The sequence below is a fragment of the Rhodococcus erythropolis R138 genome (assembly GCF_000696675.2).
GTDB classification, from domain to species: domain Bacteria; phylum Actinomycetota; class Actinomycetes; order Mycobacteriales; family Mycobacteriaceae; genus Rhodococcus_F; species Rhodococcus_F erythropolis.
This window is the reverse complement of record NZ_CP007255.1, coordinates 4,899,005-4,922,379: the sequence shown is the minus strand read 5'-3', so window position 1 is coordinate 4,922,379 and position 23,375 is coordinate 4,899,005. Positions and strand designations below refer to the sequence as shown.

Annotated in this window: 23 protein-coding genes; 19 read left to right on the top strand and 4 right to left on the bottom strand. The window is 62.1% G+C overall.

Translation table 11 applies throughout. From position 1 onward, the window contains the following. The first annotated feature begins 247 nt into the window (after window positions 1–247). The 8 genes from infA (at window position 248) to truA (ending at window position 4,999) form a co-directional block, all read left to right on the top strand. On the top strand, window positions 248–469 hold the full coding sequence (infA, locus tag H351_RS22625) for a translation initiation factor IF-1 (protein ID WP_003418601.1): 222 nt from the start codon (window positions 248–250) through the stop codon (window positions 467–469). Window positions 470–559: 90 nt separating this feature from the next. Further along, entirely contained in the window at window positions 560–673 is a 114-nt protein-coding gene (gene rpmJ / locus H351_RS31535) for a 50S ribosomal protein L36 (RefSeq protein WP_003938068.1), read from the top strand. A 250-nt stretch (window positions 674–923) separates the two neighbouring features. After that, on the top strand, window positions 924–1,298 hold the full coding sequence (rpsM, locus tag H351_RS22615; RefSeq protein ID WP_003940834.1) for a 30S ribosomal protein S13: 375 nt from the start codon (window positions 924–926) through the stop codon (window positions 1,296–1,298). Further along, complete coding sequence (gene rpsK, locus H351_RS22610) at window positions 1,298–1,711, top strand: 30S ribosomal protein S11 (protein ID WP_003940683.1); 414 nt, start codon at window positions 1,298–1,300, stop codon at window positions 1,709–1,711. The genes rpsM and rpsK overlap by 1 nt, the downstream gene beginning before the upstream one ends. Before the next feature lie 22 nt (window positions 1,712–1,733). Next, window positions 1,734–2,339: a 30S ribosomal protein S4 gene (gene rpsD / locus H351_RS22605; RefSeq protein WP_003940769.1), complete on the top strand. Its 606-nt coding sequence runs from the start codon at window positions 1,734–1,736 to the stop codon at window positions 2,337–2,339. A 120-nt stretch (window positions 2,340–2,459) separates the two neighbouring features. Then, on the top strand, window positions 2,460–3,521 hold the full coding sequence (locus H351_RS22600; RefSeq protein ID WP_003941016.1) for a DNA-directed RNA polymerase subunit alpha: 1,062 nt from the start codon (window positions 2,460–2,462) through the stop codon (window positions 3,519–3,521). Between the two features lie 29 nt (window positions 3,522–3,550). Beyond that, window positions 3,551–4,108, top strand: a complete 558-nt coding sequence (gene rplQ, locus H351_RS22595; protein ID WP_020906897.1) for a 50S ribosomal protein L17 — start codon at window positions 3,551–3,553, stop codon at window positions 4,106–4,108. Between the two features lie 6 nt (window positions 4,109–4,114). Further along, a complete protein-coding gene (gene truA / locus H351_RS22590) occupies window positions 4,115–4,999 on the top strand; it encodes a tRNA pseudouridine(38-40) synthase TruA (RefSeq protein ID WP_029254915.1) in 885 nt (294 codons plus the stop codon). Between the two features lie 57 nt (window positions 5,000–5,056). On the opposite strand, the gene H351_RS22585 is transcribed toward truA, so the two are convergent. Then, complete coding sequence (locus tag H351_RS22585) at window positions 5,057–6,199, bottom strand: acyl-CoA dehydrogenase family protein (protein ID WP_020906899.1); 1,143 nt, start codon at window positions 6,197–6,199, stop codon at window positions 5,057–5,059. Between the two features lie 57 nt (window positions 6,200–6,256). On the opposite strand from H351_RS22585, the gene H351_RS22580 reads away from it, so the two are divergent. After that, window positions 6,257–6,835 (top strand): TetR/AcrR family transcriptional regulator, encoded by a 579-nt coding sequence (locus tag H351_RS22580; protein ID WP_021343562.1) that lies wholly within the window; start codon window positions 6,257–6,259, stop codon window positions 6,833–6,835. A gap of 22 nt (window positions 6,836–6,857) precedes the next feature. Next, complete coding sequence (locus tag H351_RS22575; protein WP_020906901.1) at window positions 6,858–7,415, top strand: NADPH-dependent FMN reductase; 558 nt, start codon at window positions 6,858–6,860, stop codon at window positions 7,413–7,415. Between the two features lie 16 nt (window positions 7,416–7,431). Here the strand turns inward: H351_RS22575 and eccE are convergent, their stop codons facing one another. Beyond that, a complete protein-coding gene (gene eccE, locus H351_RS22570; protein WP_029254916.1) occupies window positions 7,432–9,072 on the bottom strand; it encodes a type VII secretion protein EccE in 1,641 nt (546 codons plus the stop codon). A gap of 97 nt (window positions 9,073–9,169) precedes the next feature. Between eccE and eccB the strand changes: the two genes are divergently transcribed. Continuing rightward, on the top strand, window positions 9,170–10,636 hold the full coding sequence (gene eccB, locus H351_RS22565) for a type VII secretion protein EccB (protein WP_037119330.1): 1,467 nt from the start codon (window positions 9,170–9,172) through the stop codon (window positions 10,634–10,636). A gap of 14 nt (window positions 10,637–10,650) precedes the next feature. On the opposite strand, the gene mycP is transcribed toward eccB, so the two are convergent. Then, window positions 10,651–12,063 carry a type VII secretion-associated serine protease mycosin gene (gene mycP, locus H351_RS22560; protein WP_029254918.1) on the bottom strand — a complete coding sequence of 471 codons (1,413 nt, stop codon included), beginning with the start codon at window positions 12,061–12,063 and terminating at the stop codon, window positions 10,651–10,653. Between the two features lie 14 nt (window positions 12,064–12,077). Further along, window positions 12,078–13,544 carry a type VII secretion integral membrane protein EccD gene (eccD, locus tag H351_RS22555; RefSeq protein WP_029254919.1) on the bottom strand — a complete coding sequence of 489 codons (1,467 nt, stop codon included), beginning with the start codon at window positions 13,542–13,544 and terminating at the stop codon, window positions 12,078–12,080. A 224-nt stretch (window positions 13,545–13,768) separates the two neighbouring features. Between eccD and eccCa the strand changes: the two genes are divergently transcribed. From eccCa to H351_RS22515, 8 genes are all read left to right on the top strand, one after another. Continuing rightward, window positions 13,769–17,788: a type VII secretion protein EccCa gene (gene eccCa, locus H351_RS22550; protein WP_244891503.1), complete on the top strand. Its 4,020-nt coding sequence runs from the start codon at window positions 13,769–13,771 to the stop codon at window positions 17,786–17,788. Further along, a complete protein-coding gene (locus H351_RS22545) occupies window positions 17,785–19,287 on the top strand; it encodes a type VII secretion-associated protein (protein WP_051636579.1) in 1,503 nt (500 codons plus the stop codon). The genes eccCa and H351_RS22545 overlap by 4 nt, the downstream gene beginning before the upstream one ends. A gap of 182 nt (window positions 19,288–19,469) precedes the next feature. Then, window positions 19,470–19,775, top strand: a complete 306-nt coding sequence (locus H351_RS22540; RefSeq protein ID WP_003940986.1) for a WXG100 family type VII secretion target — start codon at window positions 19,470–19,472, stop codon at window positions 19,773–19,775. Window positions 19,776–19,862: 87 nt separating this feature from the next. Next, a complete protein-coding gene (locus tag H351_RS22535; RefSeq protein ID WP_003940975.1) occupies window positions 19,863–20,156 on the top strand; it encodes a WXG100 family type VII secretion target in 294 nt (97 codons plus the stop codon). A 289-nt stretch (window positions 20,157–20,445) separates the two neighbouring features. Then, window positions 20,446–20,889 carry a 50S ribosomal protein L13 gene (rplM, locus tag H351_RS22530; protein ID WP_019747566.1) on the top strand — a complete coding sequence of 148 codons (444 nt, stop codon included), beginning with the start codon at window positions 20,446–20,448 and terminating at the stop codon, window positions 20,887–20,889. Next, on the top strand, window positions 20,886–21,398 hold the full coding sequence (rpsI, locus tag H351_RS22525; protein ID WP_019747567.1) for a 30S ribosomal protein S9: 513 nt from the start codon (window positions 20,886–20,888) through the stop codon (window positions 21,396–21,398). The genes rplM and rpsI overlap by 4 nt, the downstream gene beginning before the upstream one ends. A gap of 154 nt (window positions 21,399–21,552) precedes the next feature. Continuing rightward, window positions 21,553–22,890 (top strand): phosphoglucosamine mutase, encoded by a 1,338-nt coding sequence (gene glmM / locus H351_RS22520; protein WP_029254922.1) that lies wholly within the window; start codon window positions 21,553–21,555, stop codon window positions 22,888–22,890. A gap of 111 nt (window positions 22,891–23,001) precedes the next feature. Continuing rightward, complete coding sequence (locus H351_RS22515; protein WP_019747569.1) at window positions 23,002–23,307, top strand: hypothetical protein; 306 nt, start codon at window positions 23,002–23,004, stop codon at window positions 23,305–23,307. The last annotated feature ends 68 nt before the right edge of the window (window positions 23,308–23,375 follow it).

The following is a 23,375-nucleotide window of genomic DNA, read 5'->3' as shown; positions in this document are numbered from 1 at the left end:
TCGAGGCTGGGACTTTTTCGATGGGGGAGCGGTGTGCGTCGTCACCCTGACCGGAGGCGCATTTGGCCTGGTCGTTTACATCGCGTAACATGGCTAGGCGGTGCGCTATGCGCGTCGATAGTTCGTGTGCCTAAGCCCGGATCGCTCCGGGATCGGGCCCCCGAAGTGCCGACGATCTTTCCATTGCGTGCCAATGTAACGGAAGCCGATGCACGAAGCATGCCAAACCAAACGGATCGCGGAGGATATGGCTAAGAAAGACGGGGCCATCGAGGTCGAAGGACGAGTAGTCGAGCCGCTGCCCAATGCGATGTTCCGCATTGAGCTCGAGAATGGCCACAAGGTCCTCGCCCACATCAGCGGAAAGATGCGTCAGCACTACATTCGCATCCTCCCGGAAGATCGCGTTGTCGTGGAGCTCTCGCCCTACGATTTGTCGCGCGGACGCATCGTTTACCGCTACAAGTAACGAACTTCCCGGACCTGACCTGGGTCAGGGAGAAGTATGTCTGCCGCGGTTCATCGCGGCGGGCTGCGACAAAACAGGAGATCAGAAGACGTGAAGGTTCAGCCGAGCGTCAAGAAGATCTGCGAGAAGTGCAAAGTGATTCGCCGTAACGGTCGAGTCATGGTGATCTGCGAGAACCTGCGTCACAAGCAGCGTCAGGGCTAGATCTAGCTTTTCGAAGATCTGCTTGGCAACAAGCAAAGAAGACCTCCCAGTACCAGCCATTGTTGACGAGACCCCACGCGATCGTTCACCGATCGCCAAGGTCGGACAATGGTTCACCCCCGGCACGGAGGCCGGGGCCCCACTGAGTTAGTTGATGAGATCATCTGCGCCTTCGGGCGTCGGTACTCGGCAAGAGGCACAGGGGAAGGGCTGGGAGCAGACCTCCGCACACCGATAAGGAAATGCCACCATGGCACGTCTCTCTGGTGTTGATCTTCCTCGCGAAAAGCGTATGGAGATCGCACTGACATACATCTACGGCATCGGCCGTACCCGCTCCAAGGAAATCCTTGACGCCACCGGCGTCAGCCCGGATCTCCGGAGCAAGGACCTCTCGGACGAGGACCTGGCAAAGCTCCGCGAGTACATCGAGGAGTCGCTCAAGGTCGAGGGTGACCTTCGCCGCGAGGTTCAGGCCGACATCCGTCGCAAGATCGAGATCGGCTGCTACCAGGGCCTGCGCCACCGTCGTGGTCTGCCCGTGCGTGGTCAGCGCACCAAGACCAACGCCCGTACCCGTAAGGGTCCGAAGCGCACCATTGCCGGCAAGAAGAAGGCGAAGTAATGCCCCCGAAGTCACGTAGCACCGGTCCGAAGAAGACCCAGAAGACGCGTCGCAGGGATAAGAAGAACATCCCGCACGGCGCCGCTCACATCAAGAGCACCTTCAACAACACCATCGTGTCCATCACGGACCCCGCCGGAAATGTTATTTCCTGGGCGTCTTCGGGACACGTCGGCTTCAAGGGTTCGCGTAAGTCGACTCCCTTCGCCGCTCAGCTTGCTGCTGAGAGCGCTGCCCGTAAGGCGCAGGAGCACGGTGTCAAGAAGGTTGACGTCTTCGTCAAGGGACCGGGATCCGGTCGCGAGACCGCAATCCGTTCCCTCCAGGCTGCTGGCCTCGAGGTCGGCACCATTTCCGATGTAACCCCCCAGCCGCACAACGGCTGCCGTCCGCCCAAGCGGCGTCGGGTATAGCGGGAAGGATAGGTAGAAGAAAATGGCACGTTATACCGGACCCATCACCCGCAAGTCGCGTCGTCTGCGCGTCGACCTCGTTGGAGGCGACCAGGCATTCGAGCGTCGCCCGTACCCGCCCGGACAGCACGGCCGCGCGCGTATCAAGGAGAGCGAGTACCTGCTCCAGCTGCAGGAGAAGCAGAAGGCTCGCTTCACCTACGGCGTCATGGAGAAGCAGTTCCGCCTGTACTACAAGGAGGCGAACAACCGCCCCGGCAAGACCGGCGAGAACCTGCTTCGCATCCTCGAGTCGCGTCTCGACAACGTCGTGTACCGCGCAGGCCTCGCTCGCACGCGCCGTCAGGCACGTCAGCTGGTCACGCACGGTCACCTTCTCGTGAACAACAAGAAGGTCGACATCCCGAGCTACCGCGTCTCGCAGTACGACATCATCGATGTCAAGGAGAAGTCGCTCTCCACGCTTCCGTTCCAGGTTGCGCGTGAGACCGTCGGCGATCGCCCGGTTCCCGGGTGGCTGCAGGTTGTCGGCTCGCGTCTGCGGATCCTGGTTCACCAGCTTCCCGAGCGCGCGCAGATCGACATCGCTCTGCAGGAACAGCTCATCGTCGAGTACTACTCGAAGTAAGGCGCTTCGCACCCCGTGAGTGGTTGAGGAGTCTCCGGACTCCTCAACCACTCACAGGGCCGCGGGCCCTTTCCCATCGTGGGCGTCAAATAGTGGACGTCCGTACAGGAGGAAATACCAATGCTCATTTCTCAGCGACCCACGCTGACCGAAGAGGTCATCGCTGATAACCGCTCGAAGTTCGTCATCGAGCCCCTGGAGCCAGGTTTCGGGTACACGCTCGGCAATTCGCTGCGCCGCACGCTGCTCTCGTCGATCCCCGGCGCTGCTGTCACCAGCATCCGTATCGACGGCGTTCTCCACGAGTTCACCACCGTCCCGGGAGTGAAGGAAGATGTCACCGACATCATCCTGAACCTCAAGGGCCTCGTCGTGAACTCCGAAGAGGACGAGCCGGTCACCATGTACGTCCGCAAGCAGGGCCCCGGCGCTGTTACTGCAGGCGACATCGTGCCCCCGGCAGGCGTCACCGTGAACAACCCTGATCTGCACATCGCCACCCTGAACGACAAGGGAAAGCTGGAGATCGAGCTCGTTGTCGAGCGCGGTCGTGGCTACGTCCCCGCCGTCCAGAACAAGGCGTCCGGCGCAGAGATCGGCCGTATCCCGGTCGACTCGATCTACTCGCCGGTGCTCAAGGTCACCTACAAGGTGGAGGCCACTCGCGTCGAACAGCGCACCGACTTCGATCGGCTCGTTCTCGACGTGGAAACGAAGAATTCCATCACCGCACGGGACGCGCTCGCTTCGGCGGGCAAGACCCTGGTTGAGCTCTTCGGCCTGGCCCGTGAGCTGAACGTCGAAGCAGAAGGAATCGAGATCGGACCCTCGCCCGCCGAGGCCGATCACATCGCTTCCTTCGGACTCCCCATCGAGGATCTGGACCTCACGGTCCGCTCCTACAACTGCCTCAAGCGCGAAGGTGTTCACACCGTCGGTGAGCTTGTCGGCCGTACCGAGTCCGATCTGCTCGACATCCGCAACTTCGGACAGAAGTCCATCGACGAGGTCAAGGTCAAGCTGCATTCGCTCGGCCTGTCCCTCAAGGACAGCCCCGCATCCTTCGATCCCACCACCGTTGCCGGCTACGACGCCGCCACCGGAACGTGGAGTGACACTGATGCCGGTTCCTTCGGCGATGCCGAAGGTACCGAGGACTACGCCGAGACCGAACAGCTGTAGCAGCTCAGGTCCTTTACTAGGAGATCATCATGCCCAAGCCCAAGAAGGGTGCCCGCTTCGGCGGGTCGGCTTCCCACCAGAAGGCGATTTTCGCCAATCTGGCTACCGCGCTCTTCGAGCACGGTCGCATCACCACCACCGAGTCCAAGGCCAAGGCACTGCGCCCCTACGCCGAGAAGCTCGTCACGCACGCGAAGGCCGGCACGCTGGCTCACCGTCGTGAGGTGCTGAAGGTCATCCGCAACAAGGATGTCGTTCACACCCTGTTCGCCGAGATCGGCCCGTTCTACGCGGACCGTAACGGTGGATACACCCGCATCATCAAGACGATCCCCCGCAAGGGCGACAACGCTCCGATGGCAATCATCGAGCTCGTCAAGGAAAAGACCGTCACCTCCGAGGCTGACCGCGCTCGTCGCGTCAAGTCCTCGCAGGAAGCTCCCGCCGCAGAGAACGTCGTCGAGGCCGTAGAGGCCGACGCGACCGAGGCTGAGGTCGAGAACGCTGACGCAGTCGTCGAGGCCATCGAGGACGAGACCGCAACTGCGGCCGACGCTCCCGAGGCCGAAGAGGCCAAGAAGGACTAGTCTCCCTTGGTTTCGGCACATGCTGAATCGAACGAGCCCGCCGCCCCCATCGGGGACGGCGGGCTCGTTCGATTGCGGCTGGACATCTCCTACGACGGCACCGACTTCTCGGGCTGGGCCCGTCAAACCGATCTGCGCACCGTGTGCGGTGAGATCGAAGACAAGTTGGGAACGGTACTACGGCAACCGGTTCAGCTGACTGTTGCCGGTCGCACGGACGCCGGCGTTCACGCCACGGGGCAGGTAGCGCACGTCGACGTCCAGGGCGAGTTGCTCCCCGACGATCCGTCGCGACTCGTGCGCAGACTTGCACGCTTCCTGCCCAAGGACGTTCGGGTCAAACAGATCTCGGTGGTTCCGGGTGACTTCGATGCGCGCTTCTCGGCGATGCGACGCTACTACGAGTACCGGGTGACCAACGCGGCATTCGGAGTGGAACCCCTACGCGCTCGCGATACGGTGTCGTACCCCAAACCACTCGATCTCACAGCGATGCAAGAAGCGTCGAATCGGCTTCTGGGCCTGCACAACTTCGCGGCATTCTGCAAGCGTCGAGAAGGCGCTACGACGGTGCGGGAGCTGCAACGCTTCGACTGGGTGCAGGAGGGCACGGTGTTCACGGCGTACGTGAATGCCGATGCGTTCTGCTGGTCGATGGTCCGGAGTCTTGTCGGGGCAGTCCTCTCGGTCGGTGAGGGACGCCGCACCGCCGACTGGGTGGCAGGTTTGCTCGACGAAACGTCGCGGTCGAGTTCGATCCTCGTTGCGCCGGCGCACGGACTTTCGTTGGTTCGCGTGGACTACCCCGACTACTCGGAACTGGCTGCCCGCAACGCGATTACCCGTGAAACCCGCGAGATTCCGTCTTCGGGCGGGTGCTGCGGCGACTGACCGCCTCGATACAAAATGCCCTCCCACTCTGCGTGGGAGGGCATTTCATGTAGACGACTATCCCGCCAGTTGACGCGCGATGACCAGACGCTGAATCTGATTGGTGCCCTCGAAGATCTGCGTGATCTTGGCCTCGCGCATGTAGCGCTCGACGGGGAAGTCCTGGGTGTAGCCGTACCCGCCGAACACTTGAACGGCGTCGGTGGTGACCTTCATTGCTGCGTCGGTGGCAACGAGCTTGGCGACGCTGGCGTTGCGCGAGTACGGAACTCCGGCGTCGCGGCGGCGGGCTGCATCGAGGTAAGTGGCACGAGCGGAGTCAACTGCGGCCGCCATGTCCGCGAGCACGAATCCGAGTCCCTGGTGATCGATGATCCGCTTGCCGAATGCCTTGCGCTCCTTCGCGTAGGCGACCGCGTCGTCGAGTGCGCCCTGAGCGATTCCGACGGCAACAGCAGCGATTCCGAGTCGGCCGGAGTCGAGCGCGCTGAAGGCGATCGGCAATCCCTGGCCGCGCTGACCGATCAACCGCTCGTCAGGGACGAAGGCGTCGTCGTAATTCGCGGATGCAGTGGGGACCGCGCGCAGTCCCATCTTCTCCTCGGGCTTGCCGAAGCTGAGGCCTTCGGTGTCCTTGTCCACCAGGAGGCAGGAGATGCCGCGAGAGCCGTCGTCACTGGTGCGGGCGAAGAGGTTGTAGAAGTCTGCCTTGCCGCCGTTGGTGATCCAGGCCTTCGAGCCGTTGATGCGGTAGCCACCGTCGGTGGCCGTCGCCTTGCACGACAATGCGGCGGCGTCGGATCCGGCCTGCGCTTCGGAAAGGCTGTATGCGCCGATGGTGTTGCCGCCCAGCATGTCCGGCAGCCAGCGGGCCTTCTGTTCGTCGGTGCCGAAGGTGAACAGTGGGAAGCACGAGAGGCTGTGCACGCTCACCGCCACTGCAACCGCTGCCCAGCGCGAGGCGATCTCTTCGAGGACTTGGAGGTACACCTCGTACGGCTGATCGCCGCCACCGAATTCCTCGGGATACGGAAGGCTCAGCAGGCCTGCCTGTCCGAGTGCGGGGAACACGCCTTCGGGATACTTCTCGGCCTTCTCGTATTCGTTGACCTTGGGCGCGAGTACCTTGTCCGCGACATCACGCGTCAGTTCGATGAGATCGCGAGCTTCTTGGCTGGGCATCAGGCGTTCGACGGGCACGGTCGGCTCCTAGCTAGGTAGTAGTACTGGGAACGATACTGCAGTACTGTCTTGCGTATGGCAAGGCTGGTTCACAAGACGACTGCGCGCAGGGCAGAGTTGTTCGATCAATTGGTCGAACTGTTCTTGAGCGAGGGTTTCGCCCACCTCACGCTCGACGAGATCTCAGCTCGTCTGCACTGCTCCAAGAGCACCTTGTACACCGTGGCGGCCGGCAAAGAGGATCTGGTGCGGGCTGTGACGGTGCACTTCTTCCGTGCGGCGACCGATGCGGTGGAGAGTGCCGTCGCTGCCGAAGCGGCACCGACTCGTCGAGTCGCGGTGTATCTCGAAGCAGTCGGTGATCAACTGACCGCGGCGTCCCGTCAATTCATGGAAGACCTGGCTGAATCGGTGTCGGCGAGTCAGGTTTACGAGAAGAACACGTCGATCGCCGCGGATCGTGTGCGAGCGCTCATCGTCGAGGGAGTGGATTCGGGCGCATTCCGGCGGGTACACGCGTCATTTGTCGCTGATGCGGCCGCAGCGACAATGGTTCGGATCCAGCAACGCGCGGTCTATCGGGCTACTGGGTTGGACGATGCCAGCGCGTATCGGGAACTGGCCGCACTCATCACGGACGGGATCACTGCGTGAGGAGTCGCTAGCATCGACGTTCATGGCACCTTTGAAGGTCGAAGTCATCGTAGGTTCGGTCCGCGAGGGGCGAATAGGACGAGCAGTGGCGGATTGGTTTGTCGAGCGCGCAACCGCGAACCCGTCGTGGAACGTATCGGTGATCGACCTCAGAGAGCTGTCGTTGCCCCAGGATTTCTCGGATTCACCTGCCACGGAGGTTTTCCGCCAGCGAATCGGACGAGCCGACGCTGTTGTTGCTGTGACCTCCGAATACAACCACGGGTACCCGGCTGCCCTCAAGACCGCATTCGATTCCGTGAAACACGAGTGGCGTGCCAAGCCGATCGGATTCGTGTCCTACGGCGGGATTTCAGGTGGTGTTCGGGCCGTCGAACAACTGAGGCAAGTAGTGGCGGAGCTGCACATGGTCTCGGTGCGTCAAAGCGTGACCATTCACCGGGTACGCAAGCAATTCGGACACGAGCCGTACGGCGTCGATTCGATCGCGATCGATGCGAGCGAGAAGATGATTCGTGAATTGCATTGGTGGGGGAGCGGATTGCGGATGCAGCGTGCGAGTGATCCCTATCCTGGCTGATCTTGGACATACGCGATCACGCCATCTGGTGAGCGTCGCCGGCTCGAGGACGGCCGATGAACGAGGTCTCGGAAGCAATGGTTACCAGAGTCAGTTCGACGCGCGTGCGGCCGGTTTCGACTGTGATCTTGTCACCGAGTGCGAATGGCTGGACTATCGAGATTTCAGGGTCGATCCGAGGCCATTGGCGTGGATGTCCGTACACGTAGATCGCGGTCACGCCGGCACGCGGCGGTAACCCCTCGACTCCGTCGAACACGACAGTGTTGAAAGCGCCCTCGAGCCCACCAACCTGCCCGGACACGCGGAGTCGGTCAGGCACTCCCATGGAGTCGGTGAGCGCGGTCCATGCTTCCGGTCGATCGGTGTGGATGAGTACCAGTGCGCCGGTCGCGATGGCTCGAAAGATCAATTGCTGAGCCAGATAGAGTTCGCCGGCGACAAAAACGGTGTTGACGCCCGGCCCCGAAATTCTGGCCGCGACACCGTGCCCGTTTCGGTCCGAGCCGATGAGCTGGCCGCACCCGGCAAGAGGTAGAGCGAGTGAGTCGAGTGTGCCCCCGTCCATGCGAATGTGCGGCGTGATGCGGTCCAGCGCGGCCAATGCGGTTGGCAGGTTGGTCAGCAATCCGTCGCGCTGGCGCCCACGTAGCGAGACCAAACCGGCCAGCGGTGCGTTCTCAGGTGGATTGCGCGTGGTGAAGCGACATGTCGCACTGACCTTCGCCTCTCCGCGTTCGCCCGTGGGGCGCAACCGAATTGTCACGGACGTCCCGACCGTTGCCACTGCCCATACTCGGGTCAGGGTCGAGGTGGTGATGAAACGGGGTTCGATTCCGTATCCGACGTTGGACACACCAGGCAAGGGGGTACTTCGCCACGTTTCGGTGACCTCGTGGCTGGCGACTCCTCTTGCGACCTGGGCAGTGGACGACGCGATCTCCGGTGCGGTCAGAATCCGCGCCTTGCATCCCGCCGAATCGAGCACCCGGATGACACGATTGGCGGCAACTGCGATCGCGCGGCCCGCGCCCTGTTCGCCCCCGCCTCGGCGTTCGACTGCTGCACGACCCTCCAAAGCGTCGAAACGTAGTGCAAGCCAAACACTTCTGGTGGCGGTGGCTGGTAGTGGCCCGATGAGACGTTCGTAGACTTCGGTGGCAGGCGTTCCTGATGCGGCGCGGTATCCATGACTGACAATGTCGATGCCGGTGAGTGAGATGTCGTGCTGATACTGACAATTGACCAGGGCAGCCGTGGGCAGAAGGTGGGAAGCGTCGAATGAATGACGCCCGATCCTGGTCAGGTAGTCGCGTGGGGGAGCGATCTCGACGACGGCGACGAGTGAAGATCCGTCCACTCGGAGCCCGATCGACTGTTCGGAGGGAGTGTGAAAACTGACGATCGTGCTGCCGTCGACGTCTTTGCGGCGCAAATAGCGAAAGTACTTGACAATCCAGGACATTACCGACCAACCGCCCACATGGAGGAGCATTGATCCGGCAACCACACAACCGATTGCCAGCGCCCAGAGCCAATCCAGCCCACTGGCCATCGCGATTCCGCCTGCACTGATTCCGAGAATCTGTGCCGACACGAATTCGTGCGTCGAAATCCTGTGTGACGACGGCCAATGCTTCAACCGCGATCGGTCCACGGTTCCTCCCCGATACCTGACCTGCGAACTACCCGAAAAATTCCGCCCCAGCCAAACTGTACTGTGTCTTCGCAAGGGGATGTAAGGCACGGGGGGAATGATGGCTGCAACACCTACCACGCGCTGGCAGGTCAATGGGTACCGATTCTTGGTCAGGCGGATGGAACATGCGCTGGTCAGACGAGACGTGCGGATGCTTCACGATCCGATGCGGTCACAGTCCCGCGCCTTCACCGTCGGAATAGTCCTCGCTGCACTGGGATTGGCGGGTTGCGCGGTACTTGCTCTGTTTCGGCCACAGGACAAGATCGGCGATGCAGAAATCGTTGTTGCAAAGGAATCTGGCGCAATGTTCGTCGCCATGGAGGGTACTTTTCGCCCGGTGCTGAACTTGGCCTCCGCCCGACTGATTCTGGGTTCGCCAGGAAAACCGGCAATTGTCAAGGCGTCTGAGGTCGAGGCGAAACCGAGGGGCGCGCTCGTCGGCATTCCCGGCGCACCGTCCGCGCTGCCGGAATCAGCCGACCCGAGCAACGCCTTGTGGACGGTATGCGATTCCGTCGGATCCGACGGGAGAAAAACGTTGACGACTTCGGTCCTGGTCGGCTCGTCCAATGTCGGTGAAAACACGACATATCTGACGAGGGACCGTGCATTCCTGGTGAAGTCGGGTTCCGATCACTTTCTCGTCTACGACGGGAAGCGAGCGGAAATCGATGTGGACAATCCGGCGATCATGCGGGCTTTGGGGCTGGAGGGAGCACAGGCGCGACCGATCAGTGCCGGATTTCTCAATTCGATCCCCGAAGTTCCGCGCATCGAGGCTCCGCGAATCCGCGAACTGGGATCAGCGCCCCGGTTCCCGCTACAGAACAAGACTGTCGGCTCCGTCGTTCAGGTTTCGGTGGGCGCGGACCTGCAGTACTACGTGGTGCTCGAGAACGGTATCCAGAAGGTCGGTGCGGCGCTCGCCCAACTGATCTACTTCTCGGATTCGCAGGGCGCCACCGGGATCGCGAGCGTCACCCCTGATGCCATCAGTCGTATTCCTTCGGTGAGGGAACTGGCCGTCGACTCGTTGCCGCAGGTGGTTCCGGAGATCGTCGATGATCATGGCGCACCTGTCGGCTGTCTGGAATGGGCTCCCTCACCTGCAGTCGAGGGCGGCGAAAGTAGTTCTGCAACATTGAAACTCGTCGCTGGATTGCAGGTTCCGATCCCGGAGGGTGGCAAGTTGGTGTCGTTGGCGCAGGCGGACGGATCGGGCGACAATCTCGACAGCGTCCACGTCGAACAGGGCTTCGGTGGGTTTGTTCAAGCGACCGGAATCGAGACGAACAGCACCAGGCACGACGGAGTGTTCTACGTAGCGGATACCGGTGTGAAATACGGAATACCGGACGAAACCTCCGCTCGCGCGCTCGGATTGACGCGAACGCCTGATCGCGTGCCTTGGCAGATACTCGATCTACTTGCATCAGGTCCGGCGCTCGAGAAGAGCAATGCACTGATAGCTCACGACGGAGTCGCCCCCGATTCAACGCCGGCCGCTCCGGTGAACTGAACACCGTTGACGGTTCAGAGATCGACGTCCCGTCGTTCGGGAAGTCTCCGACGAATTACTCGACGAATGGGCATCGACGCCAACAGCGTCAGTAGGGCTAGGGTGCCGACCGTTCCGGCTCCGACGAGTGCCGCGTCGCGAGATCGGTTGTCGGGGGCCGGCGGCGTGGGTAGGGGATCGATCGTTACCGACTGATGATTGACCTTGACGCGTTCCCCCGGTGCCAATTCGCCCGTTACTGCGGCGAGTGGATCGATGACGCCGTGACCGACGTAGGGATTCCAACCCTGCGCCGGGGCGTGGGCGGTGGCTTCGATACGTTGCATGACCTGAAGTGCAGTCAGTTCCGGGTGAACCGACCGGACCAGCGCGGCGGTTGCCGCGACATAGGGCGCAGCGAAACTGGTCCCGTTGAACGACTGTACGGCGCCGTCGGAACCGTAGACTCCGTTGGTCAGACCAGGCGACGTCGGGTGAAGTGAGATGATTCCGGTGCCGGGCGCCGCAACGTCTACCCATGGACCGCCGAGGCTGAAGGAGCTGGCGGTGCCATTGAGGTCGACCGACCCGACGGTGAGGACATAGTCGTCGTACCAGGCAGGACTGGCAATAGTCGTAACCGAGTTCCATGGATCGGCTTGGGGATCGAGGGGATCCGGCGGTGGATTCTGGTTCTTGCAACCTCCGGATCCGACGTTCCCTGCAGCAGCGACGACTACGGCGTTCTTCGCGATCGTGGCGTATTCGATTGCAGCGCCCAGTCGTTGGTCGTTGATCCCGTCGCCGGCAGGCTTGCAAGCGACCTCGGAGATGTTGATAACGCTTGCACCCAAGTCAGCAGCGTGACGTACGGCCAGTGCCATGGTGTCGACGTTTCCGTAGCCAGACGAATTCTCGGCTACGGCAGGGTCTTCGCGTTGGCCGGCCACCGAGAAAGCGGCACTGGACTGCCTGATTGAGATGATCTGTGCGTCCGGCGCAGCTCCGGAAAATCCGGAACCGTCGACCTGCTCGGCGGCGATGAGACCGGCGACGACTGTTCCGTGTGAGTCACAATCGTCGGTGCCGTCGGAGGTCCCGACATAGTCACCGCCGCCTTCGAGGGCCGGTAGCCGGGGATGTCTGCTGACGCCGGTGTCGATGACAGCAATTCGCTGCCCCGCCCCTCGGGTGATCGACCACACCGAATCGAATCCGAGATCCTGTTGAGAACGTGGAATATCCGCGCCGTCACCACCCGCTACGGCGGGGACGCACAGGGTTCGTTGTTCGGTGGGTTGGGGAGGCGCGGGTGGACCGTCCTCCGGCAGCATTGCAGGATCGATGGGGGAAGGAACCGCACTCGATGCGCCACCCGCCCCGGCGAGGACTGTTAAGACAACGATCACGAGTGCGGCACAGATGTTCGTCGCGCGTCGAATCACCATCGAGATCCGATCGCTCAGAGACCGCGCATGAGCGCGAAGAGCCCACTGACCCAGCAGATCAGCGGAACGATTGCTGCAATCGCAGCGAGGTCCAACAGTTCGGCCGCGCGTCGCATCACGGGGCTGAATGTGTTCTGGGGGGCGAGGATTCCTAGAATCAGTGACAGGAGGAGAACAGTCATCGTGATGGCGAAGACGACCAATGCATGGTCGCGATGGGTCCATGCCATGCCGCCCAGGAGAGCGAGAACGACCGAGATGCCTGCCGAGATGAGTGGGACCGCCTGGTGTGCGCCCGCGTAGGTGCGCCCGCGAAACATCAGCACGACGGCCGTCGCGAATGCGAGAGCAAGGTTCGGCCAGACGATTCCCTGACCGGGCCAGGACCACGCGAGCGCGACTGCGGCAGTGAGCGCGACCACTGACGTGGCCACGATCAGTCCGGTCAGGTAGCTACGAGCCCGCCCTGCCCTTTCAGTCAACTCGGTCAGCCCGGGCAGTTCGGGCTCGGGCAGTCCGTCGCGATCGTCGTCGAGGGGATTACTCGGCGTCGGAACCGGGGGAAGCGGTAATCGCGCGAACAGCATCGACAGTCGAGCGGTGAACGTGAGAACGATCAATGCTGCGGCAATCACCGCGCTGCTGACGGTTGCGGTGCGCGCCTCGGGAAGCGTCGTCGCGACGGCGAAGGTGCCCACCGCAGCAAGGAGGACGACGAGAAGTGCGGTGAAGACGGCTAATCCGGCACCGCACAAGCGGAGGCAGATCAGAGTCACCGCGGTTGCGAATGCCGAACCGAGAAGGATATGAGCAGAAAGAACAGTGCCGGGTACGCAGAGGGCGCCGGAGACGAACGCCAGTGGCACCGCTGTGCATCCGAGCGTGATGGAGCTTGCAGTGTCTCCGTACACCCGCGCTGCCACGACGGCGGCGACGGTGAGCACCAAAGACGTCACTCCACCGCAGACAGCGCCGATCAGACCTGTATCGCCGAGGACCAGGGCGAGGGCCGCGACGAGCGCAGCGACGAGGGCGGCGGACGAGCCGACAATGCGCGCGGTGATCGGAGTCCAGCGTCGGTAGATGTCTGCATCCGTCGCCGCAACGGTGTACATGATGTCGTCGAAGAGTGGGGGCGGGGCAGCAGTGTCCGCGGCCGCGAGTACGAGCAATTCCCCATCGCGGATTCCATGCTCGTGCAGCGACAGCGTCGGTGCCAGCGGTGCCCTGCCGACTTTCGACAGAGTCCAGTCGACGGGCTCGAATTGTTCGGCGCTGTGGTCGAACTCGTTGAAATTGCTGTGGTTGACAATTGTGTCCACAATGCCCGGAATGACCACCGCGAGTGGAACACGAAGCGGCACCGCAAGATCCACCTGCGAATGGGCTGAAAGTACCGTCAACCTGCACAGTTCGGCAGAATGGGTCGCGCGTCGTCCGTTTGCGGTGTGCGCAGCGCTGGTTTCAGTGGTGCTGGTCAAGATCTGTCCCCTCCCATGACGCGATTCCCCTGTCACGTCACCCCAGTTCACCCGAACAATACGACATGAACTGTGCGCCTGTGTCGGCGACAGCGCAGACAACAGGTGGCACCGACCCGAGTGTCGGTGTTGTGATCTACTCTCTTGCAATTGCGTGACTACGCCTTGGGGGGCGGGCCGGCGGTAGTCGGACGAGGCGCGTGGCGGCAACAGCTGCAGCACCGATGGGGGTGGGTGAATTGAGCACTGTCAGATTTGCGCGTCGAGCGCGCCGTGAATCGCCGCGTACACCGGGCGGCGAGGTGACGCTTCAGGCCCCACCGGAGATTCCTCGCGTCACGCCGGGAAACCTACTGACCAAACTACTTCCGGTGATCATGGTGGTTGCCATGATCGGCATGGTGGCGCTGATGTTCTCTTCCGGCATGGCGCGCAATCCGATGTCTCTGCTGTTTCCGGTCATGATGATGGTGTCGATGCTCGGGATGCTCGCCGGGGGCGGTCGTAGCGGTGGGGCACGAGCGTCCGAAGCGAACGAGGACCGCAAGGACTACCTGCGGTACCTGGATCAGATGCGCAGCGATGTTGCTGCGACGTCTGGTGCGCAGCGTGCTGCTCTCGAGTGGAGCAATCCCGAGCCGTCGCAGCTTTGGACACTGGCCGGGACTGTGCGGATGTGGGAACGTCAGATCACCGACTCGGACTACTGCCACGTTCGGGTCGGTCTGGGTACACAGCGATTGGCCACCAGGCTTGTATCTCCGGAGACGGGGCCGGTCGAGGATCTCGAACCCGTCGCTGCTGTCTCACTTCGGCGATTCGTCCGTGCGCATTCGGTTGTAAAAGACCTGCCGACCGCCGTCTCGCTTCGCGGATTTGCTGCGATGTCCATTGAGGGGCAGAGGGATTCCGCTCGAGCGCTTGTCCGCTCGATGTTGATGCAGCTGTGCACTTTTCACGGTCCGGACACCGTCCAAGTTGCAGTGGTGTGCGGTCCCGATACCGAAGCCGAGTGGGAGTGGGTCAAGTGGCTCCCACACGTACAACACCCGGAGTCTCAGGACGGCGCCGGCACTTCACGCATGGTGTTCGGTTCGTATCTCGAGTTCGAAAGTTCCCTCGGGGAAACGCTTTCGATGCGTGCTCGATTTGCTCGCAACACTCCAGCGAGTGCGGGCGTTCCGCATCTCGTGTTGGTCGTGGACGGTGGCTTGCTCGAAGGTGACACCGGCCTGTTGTCCGAATCCGGGCTCGACTCGGTGACCGTCCTCGACCTGTGCGGGTTCTGCCCGCGGCTGGCGGCGTCACGCGGTTTGCGACTGGTCGTCGGTAGCGATCAGATCGGCGCGGTGAGCAGCGCAGGAGTCGAGAACTTTGCGACGCCTGACGCCGCGACGACGAGCCTGGCGCAGTCGTTCGGACGTCGCATCGCACCGTTCCGTGCGGCATCGCAGAACGGCGTGGACGCAACTGACGACGACCGATCCCTTCGGACCTGGAGCCAGATGTTGGGGATAGGAAATGTTGCGAGGTTCAATCCTGAGCATGGCTGGCTGCCACGTCAGGGGCGCGACCGACTCCGCGTGCCGATCGGTGTCGGACAAGATGGAAACCCTGTCGAACTGGATCTGAAGGAGTCGGCCGAGAACGGTATGGGTCCGCACGGGCTGTGTATCGGAGCCACCGGTTCTGGTAAGTCGGAGTTCCTGCGAACCTTGGTACTCGGCCTGATCGCGACGCACTCACCCAACGCACTGAACCTCGTCCTGATCGACTTCAAAGGTGGTGCAACCTTTCTCGGCCTGGAGGAGGCGCCGCACGTTGCTGCGATCATCACCAACCTTGCCGAGGAATTGGCGATGGTCGATCGTATGAAGGACGCGCTCGCCGGCGAAATGAATCGTCGACAAGAACTGCTGCGTGCGGCAGGAAACTTCGCAAACGTGTCCGATTACGAGAAGGCGAGGCTGGCCGGCGCTGCACTCGATCCGTTGCCTGCACTCTTCGTCGTTGTCGACGAGTTTTCCGAACTGCTCAGTCAACAGCCGGAATTTGCCGAATTGTTCGTGGCCATCGGGCGATTGGGCAGGTCACTTCACATTCACCTGCTGCTGGCCAGTCAGCGGCTCGACGAAGGAAAGCTTCGGGGTCTCGACAGCCATCTTTCGTATCGCGTCGGTTTGAAAACGTTCTCGGCGAACGAGTCCCGTTCCGTTCTCGGCGTTCCCGATGCTTATCACCTGCCGGGCACACCCGGTGCGGGATACCTGAAGTCCGATTCTGCGGAGATCGTTCGCTTCCAAGGTGCATACGTGTCAGGCCCGTACGAGGGCGAGCGGATAGTGCCCACTCGATTCTCGGTAGATTCCCCCGTCGAACTCGCGCCGCTGCCGTTTACCGCGACGCCCGTGGTCGGGCCAGAGGCTGTTGTCGTTCCCGTCGAGCCCGATGTCATCGACATGGGTGAAATCGGTGACGATGCACGTACTCTCATGGGAGTCCTCGTCGACCGCATGCGCTCTCACGGTCCACGAGCGCACGAGGTGTGGTTACCGCCGCTCGAGGCATCCCCGACGCTTGACCAGTTGTTGCCGCGGTGGGCGGCCGGTGATCAACCTCGCGGAAATCTGAGCGCACCCTTCGGCGTAGTCGACAGGCCGTTCGATCAGCGCCGCGATCTTCTCGTCGCCGATCTGAACGGATCAACGGGCAACCTCGCGATCGTCGGCGGCCCGCAGTCGGGAAAGTCGACGGCCTTGCGCACGTTGATCTTGTCTCTGAGCATGACGCACACGCCGGAACAGATTCAGTTCTACTGCCTCGACTTCGGCGGTGGAACGCTCCTCGGATTGAAAGATCTGCCGCACGTCGGATCGGTGGCAAACCGCTTGGATTCCGACCGCGTCCGCCGCACGGTTGCCGAGGTGCTCGGTGTGGTCGCGAAACGGGAGCGGCTGTTTCGTGACCTCGGCATCGACTCCATGGCCGATTTCCGAAGATTGCGAACAGCTGATCCCGCCGGGGAAGGCGTGGCGGCGGGACTCCGAGATGACCCGTACGGTGACGTCTTCCTCGTCGTCGATGGTTGGCCCAGCGTTCGTTCGGATTTCGAATCACTCGAGCCTCAGATCAGCATGCTCGCCGGTCAAGGTTTGTCCTTCGGTGTGCACGTGATCGTCACGACGTCGAGGTGGGCCGAGATCCGGCCGGCACTCAAGGATCAACTGGGTACTCGCATCGAACTTCGATTGGGTGATCCGGGAGATTCGGATGCGGGTCGCCAGAAAGCCAGCCTGGTGCCGGAAGGTCGACCGGGTCGTGGCATCACGCGCGACGGGCTTCACCTTCTCACCGGTCTACCTCGAATCGGCGGTTCGCCAGGTAGTGAGAATTCCGGTGGGTCTGTGGCGTCGACGGTCGAACATATTGCAGCCATGTCGAATTCGCGCCCGGCGCCCACCGTGCGGATGCTTCCGGATTCGTACTCGCGGGCAGAACTTCTCGAAGCTGTCGGGACCCGGTGGCCCTCACCGAGTGCGGCCGACGGTCGGTGCCTCACCGTGCCGATCGGGCTCGGTGAGACCGACCTCTCCCCGGTGTACATGGACTTCCGGGAACACCCGCACCTCTTGATATTCGGCGACACCGCGTGTGGCAAGACATCTCTTTTGCGCGGAATAGCGGAAGGGATCATCGCGTCGAACACACCGGCGCAGGCCAAGTTGATTATCGGTGACTATCGGCATTCCCTGCTGGGAGTGGTCGAAGGGAATCACCTCGGCGGTTACTCGGCGTCGTCGACGACCTTCGGTGAGTTGATGGTCGACTTGGCTCGGATCGTCGCCGCCAGAATGCCGAACGCCGAAACAACACAGCAGCAATTGCGGGAAAGGTCGTGGTGGAGTGGACCGGAGATTTATGTACTGATCGACGACTACGACCTTGTGGCCACACCGAGTGGTAATCCGGTGGCGCCGTTGCTCGAGTACATTCCGCATTCCAAGGACATCGGTTTGCACCTGGTGATTGCCCGCCGTTCCGGTGGCGCGGCCAGAGCACTCTACGAGCCGGTCATTGCGAGAATTCGCGACATGGCACCGGCCGGATTGATCATGAGCGGAAGTCGCGACGAGGGAAATCTCGTCGGCACCGTCCGCGCGTCGGCATTGCCGGAAGGTCGTGGGGTCTACGTTTCTCGATCGCAAACCCAACTTGTCCAAGTTCCGTGGATGCCACCGCTGTGACCGTTCCGTCCTTGGTGTCGGTCTCGCTACATTGGGGTGCATCCAATATCTGGGTCGTCTCGGGTCAACGCGAATTCTGTTGCAGTGCAGACATCAGACGCGAACCGACGTCGGGTCCCGGTACGACCGGTGAAAATGCGATCGATTACGTCGACGACGATTATGTCGACGTAGATGGTCGGATTGTCCCCACCGTCCTGGAGCTGGCCAGGCTGATCTCCAGTGCGATGGACGGGTGCGGAATCGTCGATGCAGACATCCTCTATCTCAGTCATCCCTCGGACTGGGGTGCCCCACGCAGGCGGCGATTGCTCGATGCCGCACGGCGAGTGGCGCACGACGTCGTCCTCGTTACGACGTCGGTCGCGGCGGCGAGGTCGGCTCGTACAGCCTGGCGATCACGGTGCGTCGTCCTCGAACTGCGTGGCGGAATGGTGGTCGCTTCTGTTGTCGTTGAGGTCGACGGTGAACTCCGAATCGACGGGGCACAAAGCTCGGCGATCGCAGACGTTGCGGGGTTGTTTTCCGGAATCGGGGACTTGTCGGTTCGGGACGCTGTGGTGTTGGTCGGGCCGCGCTCCCATGCCGTTGCGGCTTCGCTCGAACGTGGGTCGACGAATGCCCACGGCCATGCGAGCATTCGAATTCTGGACGAGAGTCGGGTGGCGTCGTCTCTGGTGGATCCTCGGACGCTCGTTCGCCAGACAACTGCGCGGGACAGTTCCGGTCGAATCGTCGACAATTCAGCTTTTGGCGCCGGGTGGGTAGGCGATCCGGATGGCGCGATGTCGATTCCTTCCGTGGACTCGACTGCCTCCTCGCCCCGTCGAGTCGGCGGGTGGCACGGAGGCCGTCGATGGTTCGCGGCGGCGCTTGCGGTGCTCGCCGTCGTCGCTGCGGTCGCGGCAACGGTCGTGGTGTCGACTCGCGATCGAGGCGATTCTCGGTTGGCGGACTCGGTCGCAGCTGCGGCGGAAGACAAAGTCGAGATCGTGGAGGCGTCGAAAGAGCAGGAAAAGCCTGCGCCGAAGACTTCGATTCCGTCGATCGAGTCCGGTGTCACGCCGGAACTCACGCGTGTGGAGGTGGGGAGCGTTGCAGCAGAGCTGCCTTCCGATTGGAAGCTTCTGTCACGAGGGACCTCGAGCGGGCGCACCGATTTGATACCCAGTTCCGGCGCTGATCGCAAGATCGTGGTCATCGAGAAACGTCTTGCGGAAGGTGCTGGATTCGATTCCGTCGAAGCCGCTTTGCGTCAGCAGTTTTCGGCGTTCGAGGACCCATTGCGGTTCGGAGAGTTTTCTGTGATCGACGATGCCGCAGGAAAACAGGCAGTGGTGTACGTCGAGTTTCCGGACGATTTCTCCGAGGTGCGTTGGCACGTGTACGTCGACAACGGTCGGCAAGTGAGTATCGGCTGCCAGTATCTGGTCGGTGAGTGGGACAGTCTCGAAGCGGACTGCCTGCGGATGTGGCACTCACTCGAATTCACGCCCTGACCGGATCGGTCGGTTCTGAAAACATTCTTCGATCGGGCCGGAACCGTTGGCACGGAGGTCGCGTCAAAGTATGTGTAGCGCACATCAGGGAGTTCCGCTCGACCCCGGTGCACATCCGACGGACAAGCCGTCGTGGGTGGTCGCCGATACCGAACGGTACTCACCGAATCCAGGGGGACGACATGGGCTTTACCGCAACTACCGCTGAATTGATCGATTCGGCGGGGACCATCGACGGACATCTCGGTGACATCAGGGGACTGGTCAACGCTGTTCGGTCGGAGGCCGACGCTTCGCACAATTCGTGGAACGGTGCGGCGCAGGTCGAATACGCAGGAATCATGGAGCGATACAACAGCGCGGCCCTGAAGTTGGACACTGCTCTGACCGACATCTGCGAGCAGATCAAACAGGCTGCGGGAACCTTCGACTCGACCGAAGACGACAACGTCAGCTCGCTTCGCGGCGCGACGGTGAACATGTCCTGACCGTCAGTTCTTCGCCGTTCGATCAAGCAGTCCTCAGCCAGTAGTTCTCACAAAGTTCTCTCCAGTCACACCGAACCGGGAGCAGTTATGTCCGACAGGATCAAGTACGACTTCGGCGGCCTCGCAATGCTGTCCGATCAGATGAAACAGCAGGCCAAAGCGATCAACGACAAGCAGGGCGACATCAAGGTTGTCGTAGACAAGCTGCAAGCAGGCTGGGAAGGGGCAGGTTCCGAAGCCTGGAACGACGCACAGCGCCGCTGGGCCCAGGCGTCCGAAGAACTGAACATGGTTCTCGCGCAGATCGCCGGAGCGACGGCGAGCGGCTCGGAGAAGATGCAGGAAGCTGACCGGATCGCGGCAAACGGGTTCGGTCGCTGACAACATTCATGTCGTGACGACACCCCGACTGCCCCGGTACCGTCAGGTTGCCGGGGCAGTCGCATGTCGATCGCTTACCTGCTGGTTCCGGACGAGGGCATTGTCGGCGGAGATGGCTGCGCTTTGACCTGGCAGCGGGTAGACCGGTATCGTCTATCGGTGGCGTGCCGTAGGGCTCCGGCAGAAATGCGTGGAGACCGGCGGTTCTCGGGTCTCAACTGGCCGCCGAGGATCGTTTACGCGATACGCACATGGTCAGCAGTGGAATGAATTAAGACGAGGAAGATCTGTGTCTACGTACACCCCGAAGGCCGGAGATGTGACCCACTCGTGGCACGTCATCGACGCCACTGACGTGGTGCTCGGCCGTCTTGCCGTTCAGGCAGCGAACTTGCTGCGTGGCAAGCACAAGCCCACCTACGCGCCGCACATCGACGGTGGTGACTTCGTTGTCATCATCAACGCTGAGAAGGTTGCCATCAGCGGCAACAAGCTGCAGGGCAAGAACGTTTACCACCACTCCGGATTCCCGGGTGGCCTGAAGTCCCGCACTGTCGGTGAGGTCCTCGACAGGACTCCCGATCGTCTCGTCGAGAAGGCCATTGTCGGCATGCTCCCCAAGACGAAGCTCGGCCGCGCAATGAGCAGCAAGCTCAAGGTCTACGCGGGCCCGAATCACCCCCACACCGCGCAGCAGCCGGTGCCGTTCGAGATCAAGCAGGTCGCACAGTGACATCGCCGGAAGAGCAGAACGTGTCCGAAGAGAACATCGAAGCAGTGGAAGAGCTTGTCGCCGCTGACGCAGTCGAGGTCGTCGAAGAGGTTGCTGCAGCTACGCTCGCACCGATCGTCCTCGATCGCCCGGTCCAGACCGTCGGTCGCCGCAAGGAGGCTGTCGTTCGCGTCCGGATGACTCCCGGTACCGGTCAGTTCAAGCTCAACGGCCGTACGTTGGAGGATTACTTCCCCAACAAGGTTCACCAGCAGCTGATCAAGGCTCCGCTGGTGCTCGTCGAGCGTCCCGAGTCTTTCGACATCATTGCACTGCTGCACGGTGGCGGCCCGTCCGGTCAGGCAGGCGCACTGCGTCTGGCTATCGCGCGCGCACTCATCGAGGTAACCCCTGATGATCGTCCGGCCCTCAAGCGTGCAGGCTTCCTGACGCGTGACGCCCGCGCGGTCGAGCGTAAGAAGTACGGCCTGAAGAAGGCCCGTAAGGCATCGCAGTACTCCAAGCGCTGATGCTTTGCCGAGGTTGACCCGACGGGTCTGCTTCGGCACCTGTTCACCACAAGAGCGGGCGTCCATCGTTACCGGACGCTCGCTCTTGTGTTTCTCGGAGAAATTCCATTCTCGAGTTTCATTCTCGAGGTTCACAGGATTCAGGAGTCGTTCTATGGGTCGGTTGTTCGGTACTGACGGTGTTCGTGGACTTGCCAATTCGGATCTGACTGCAGATCTTGCATTGAGATTGGCGGCTGCCGCGGCGAGCGTACTGACAGCCGGCACTTCGGATGCCCGTCCGACCGCCGTGATCGGCCGCGATCCTCGCGCCAGCGGTGAGATGCTTCAAGCCGCGGTGACGGCCGGGTTGAGTTCCGCAGGCGTCGACGTGCTCGACGTGGGTATCCTTCCGACTCCGGCAGTTGCATACTTGACGGCAAAGCTCGACGCCAGTCTCGGTGTCATGATTTCTGCATCGCATAATCCCATGCCGGACAACGGAATCAAGATTTTCGCGGCCGGTGGGCACAAGTTGGATGACGCTGTCGAGGTGGCGATCGAGGCTGCACTCGACGGCACTGCGCCGCCGGTCCTTCCGACAGGTGCCGGCATCGGCCGAGTCCGTGCGGTCGACGACGCCGCTCAGCTGTACCTTGCGCATCTGGCGAGCGCGGCGAGCGAGCCACTCGCTGGACTTACCGTTGTCGTCGACTGCGCCAACGGCGCTGCTTCCGCGCTCGCACCGGTTGCCTACGCAGCAGCGGGCGCTCGCGTCATCGCGATCAGCGCAGATCCCGACGGCCTCAACATCAACGACGGCTGCGGATCGACGCACCTGGAGAATCTTCAGAAAGCCGTAGTCGATCACGGGGCGGATCTAGGCCTCGCGCACGACGGCGACGCCGACCGCTGCTTGGCCGTCGACGAGACCGGCGCGGTGGTCGACGGTGACGCGATCATGGCTGTTCTGGCGATCGCGATGAACGAGGCCGGGGAGTTGGTCGAGAACACTCTCGTCGCGACTGTCATGAGCAATCTCGGTTTGCACATCGCGATGCGCGAGGCAGGCATCAACATCGTGACTGCTGCGGTAGGCGACCGCTACGTCTTGGAGGAATTGCGCGCGGGCGGGTACAGCCTCGGTGGCGAGCAGTCAGGCCATGTTGTGTTGCCGGCATTCGGCACCACGGGCGACGGAATTCTCACCGGTCTCAGGCTGCTCGGACGCATGGCTCGTACGCGTAAGTCGGCATCCGTACTGGCTGCAACGATGACCACCCTCCCGCAAGTGCTGATCAACGTGAAGGTCGGGGACAAGGCGGCAGTCGCAGCGTCGCCGTCGGTACTTGCAGCAGTCGCGGACGCCGAGCGCGTTCTCGGTGACGGTGGTCGAGTGCTCCTGCGCCCGTCCGGGACAGAGCAACTGGTCCGCGTCATGGTCGAGGCCACTGAACTTCCGCTCGCGCAGAAGCTGGCTGACGAGTTGGCCGAGATCGTCGGTTCGGTGTAGCCCCCTCATTACGCGTTCGCGTTTAGAGGGAACGCAATTGCGCCCCGCTGCGTCCAAGGAGTCAAAGGCCGCTCGACGTGCGAGTGGTTCCGTTGAAACTTGGGGGCGCTCGTGGATGTCGACCGCGCTGGAACAGATGAATTGGCACGTCATGCGGTGTCGGTGGCCCAGGGTCTGCGCGATTCTGCCGAGCCGATCAAGCGTTTGCGATGGGGCGGTGCCGCTTCGGGCCGTGACTACGCCGAGCACGGAGCCGCGTTGGCGTCGGCATTGGCGGTCCTGAATTCTCGCTTGACTGGCCGTGCGGATCTTCTCGATACGTTGGCGCGCCGGCTTTCCTCTTCGGCTGAGGCAATCACTGAGGCGGATCGCGAGGGTGCGCGGCGGGTGCGGGACTCCGGCGGGTCGGCCTCGTGATACCGAACAGCCTTACAGCCCAGGCAGTACCGAACGGCCCGTGTTCTTTCGAAGATATTCTTGCACTG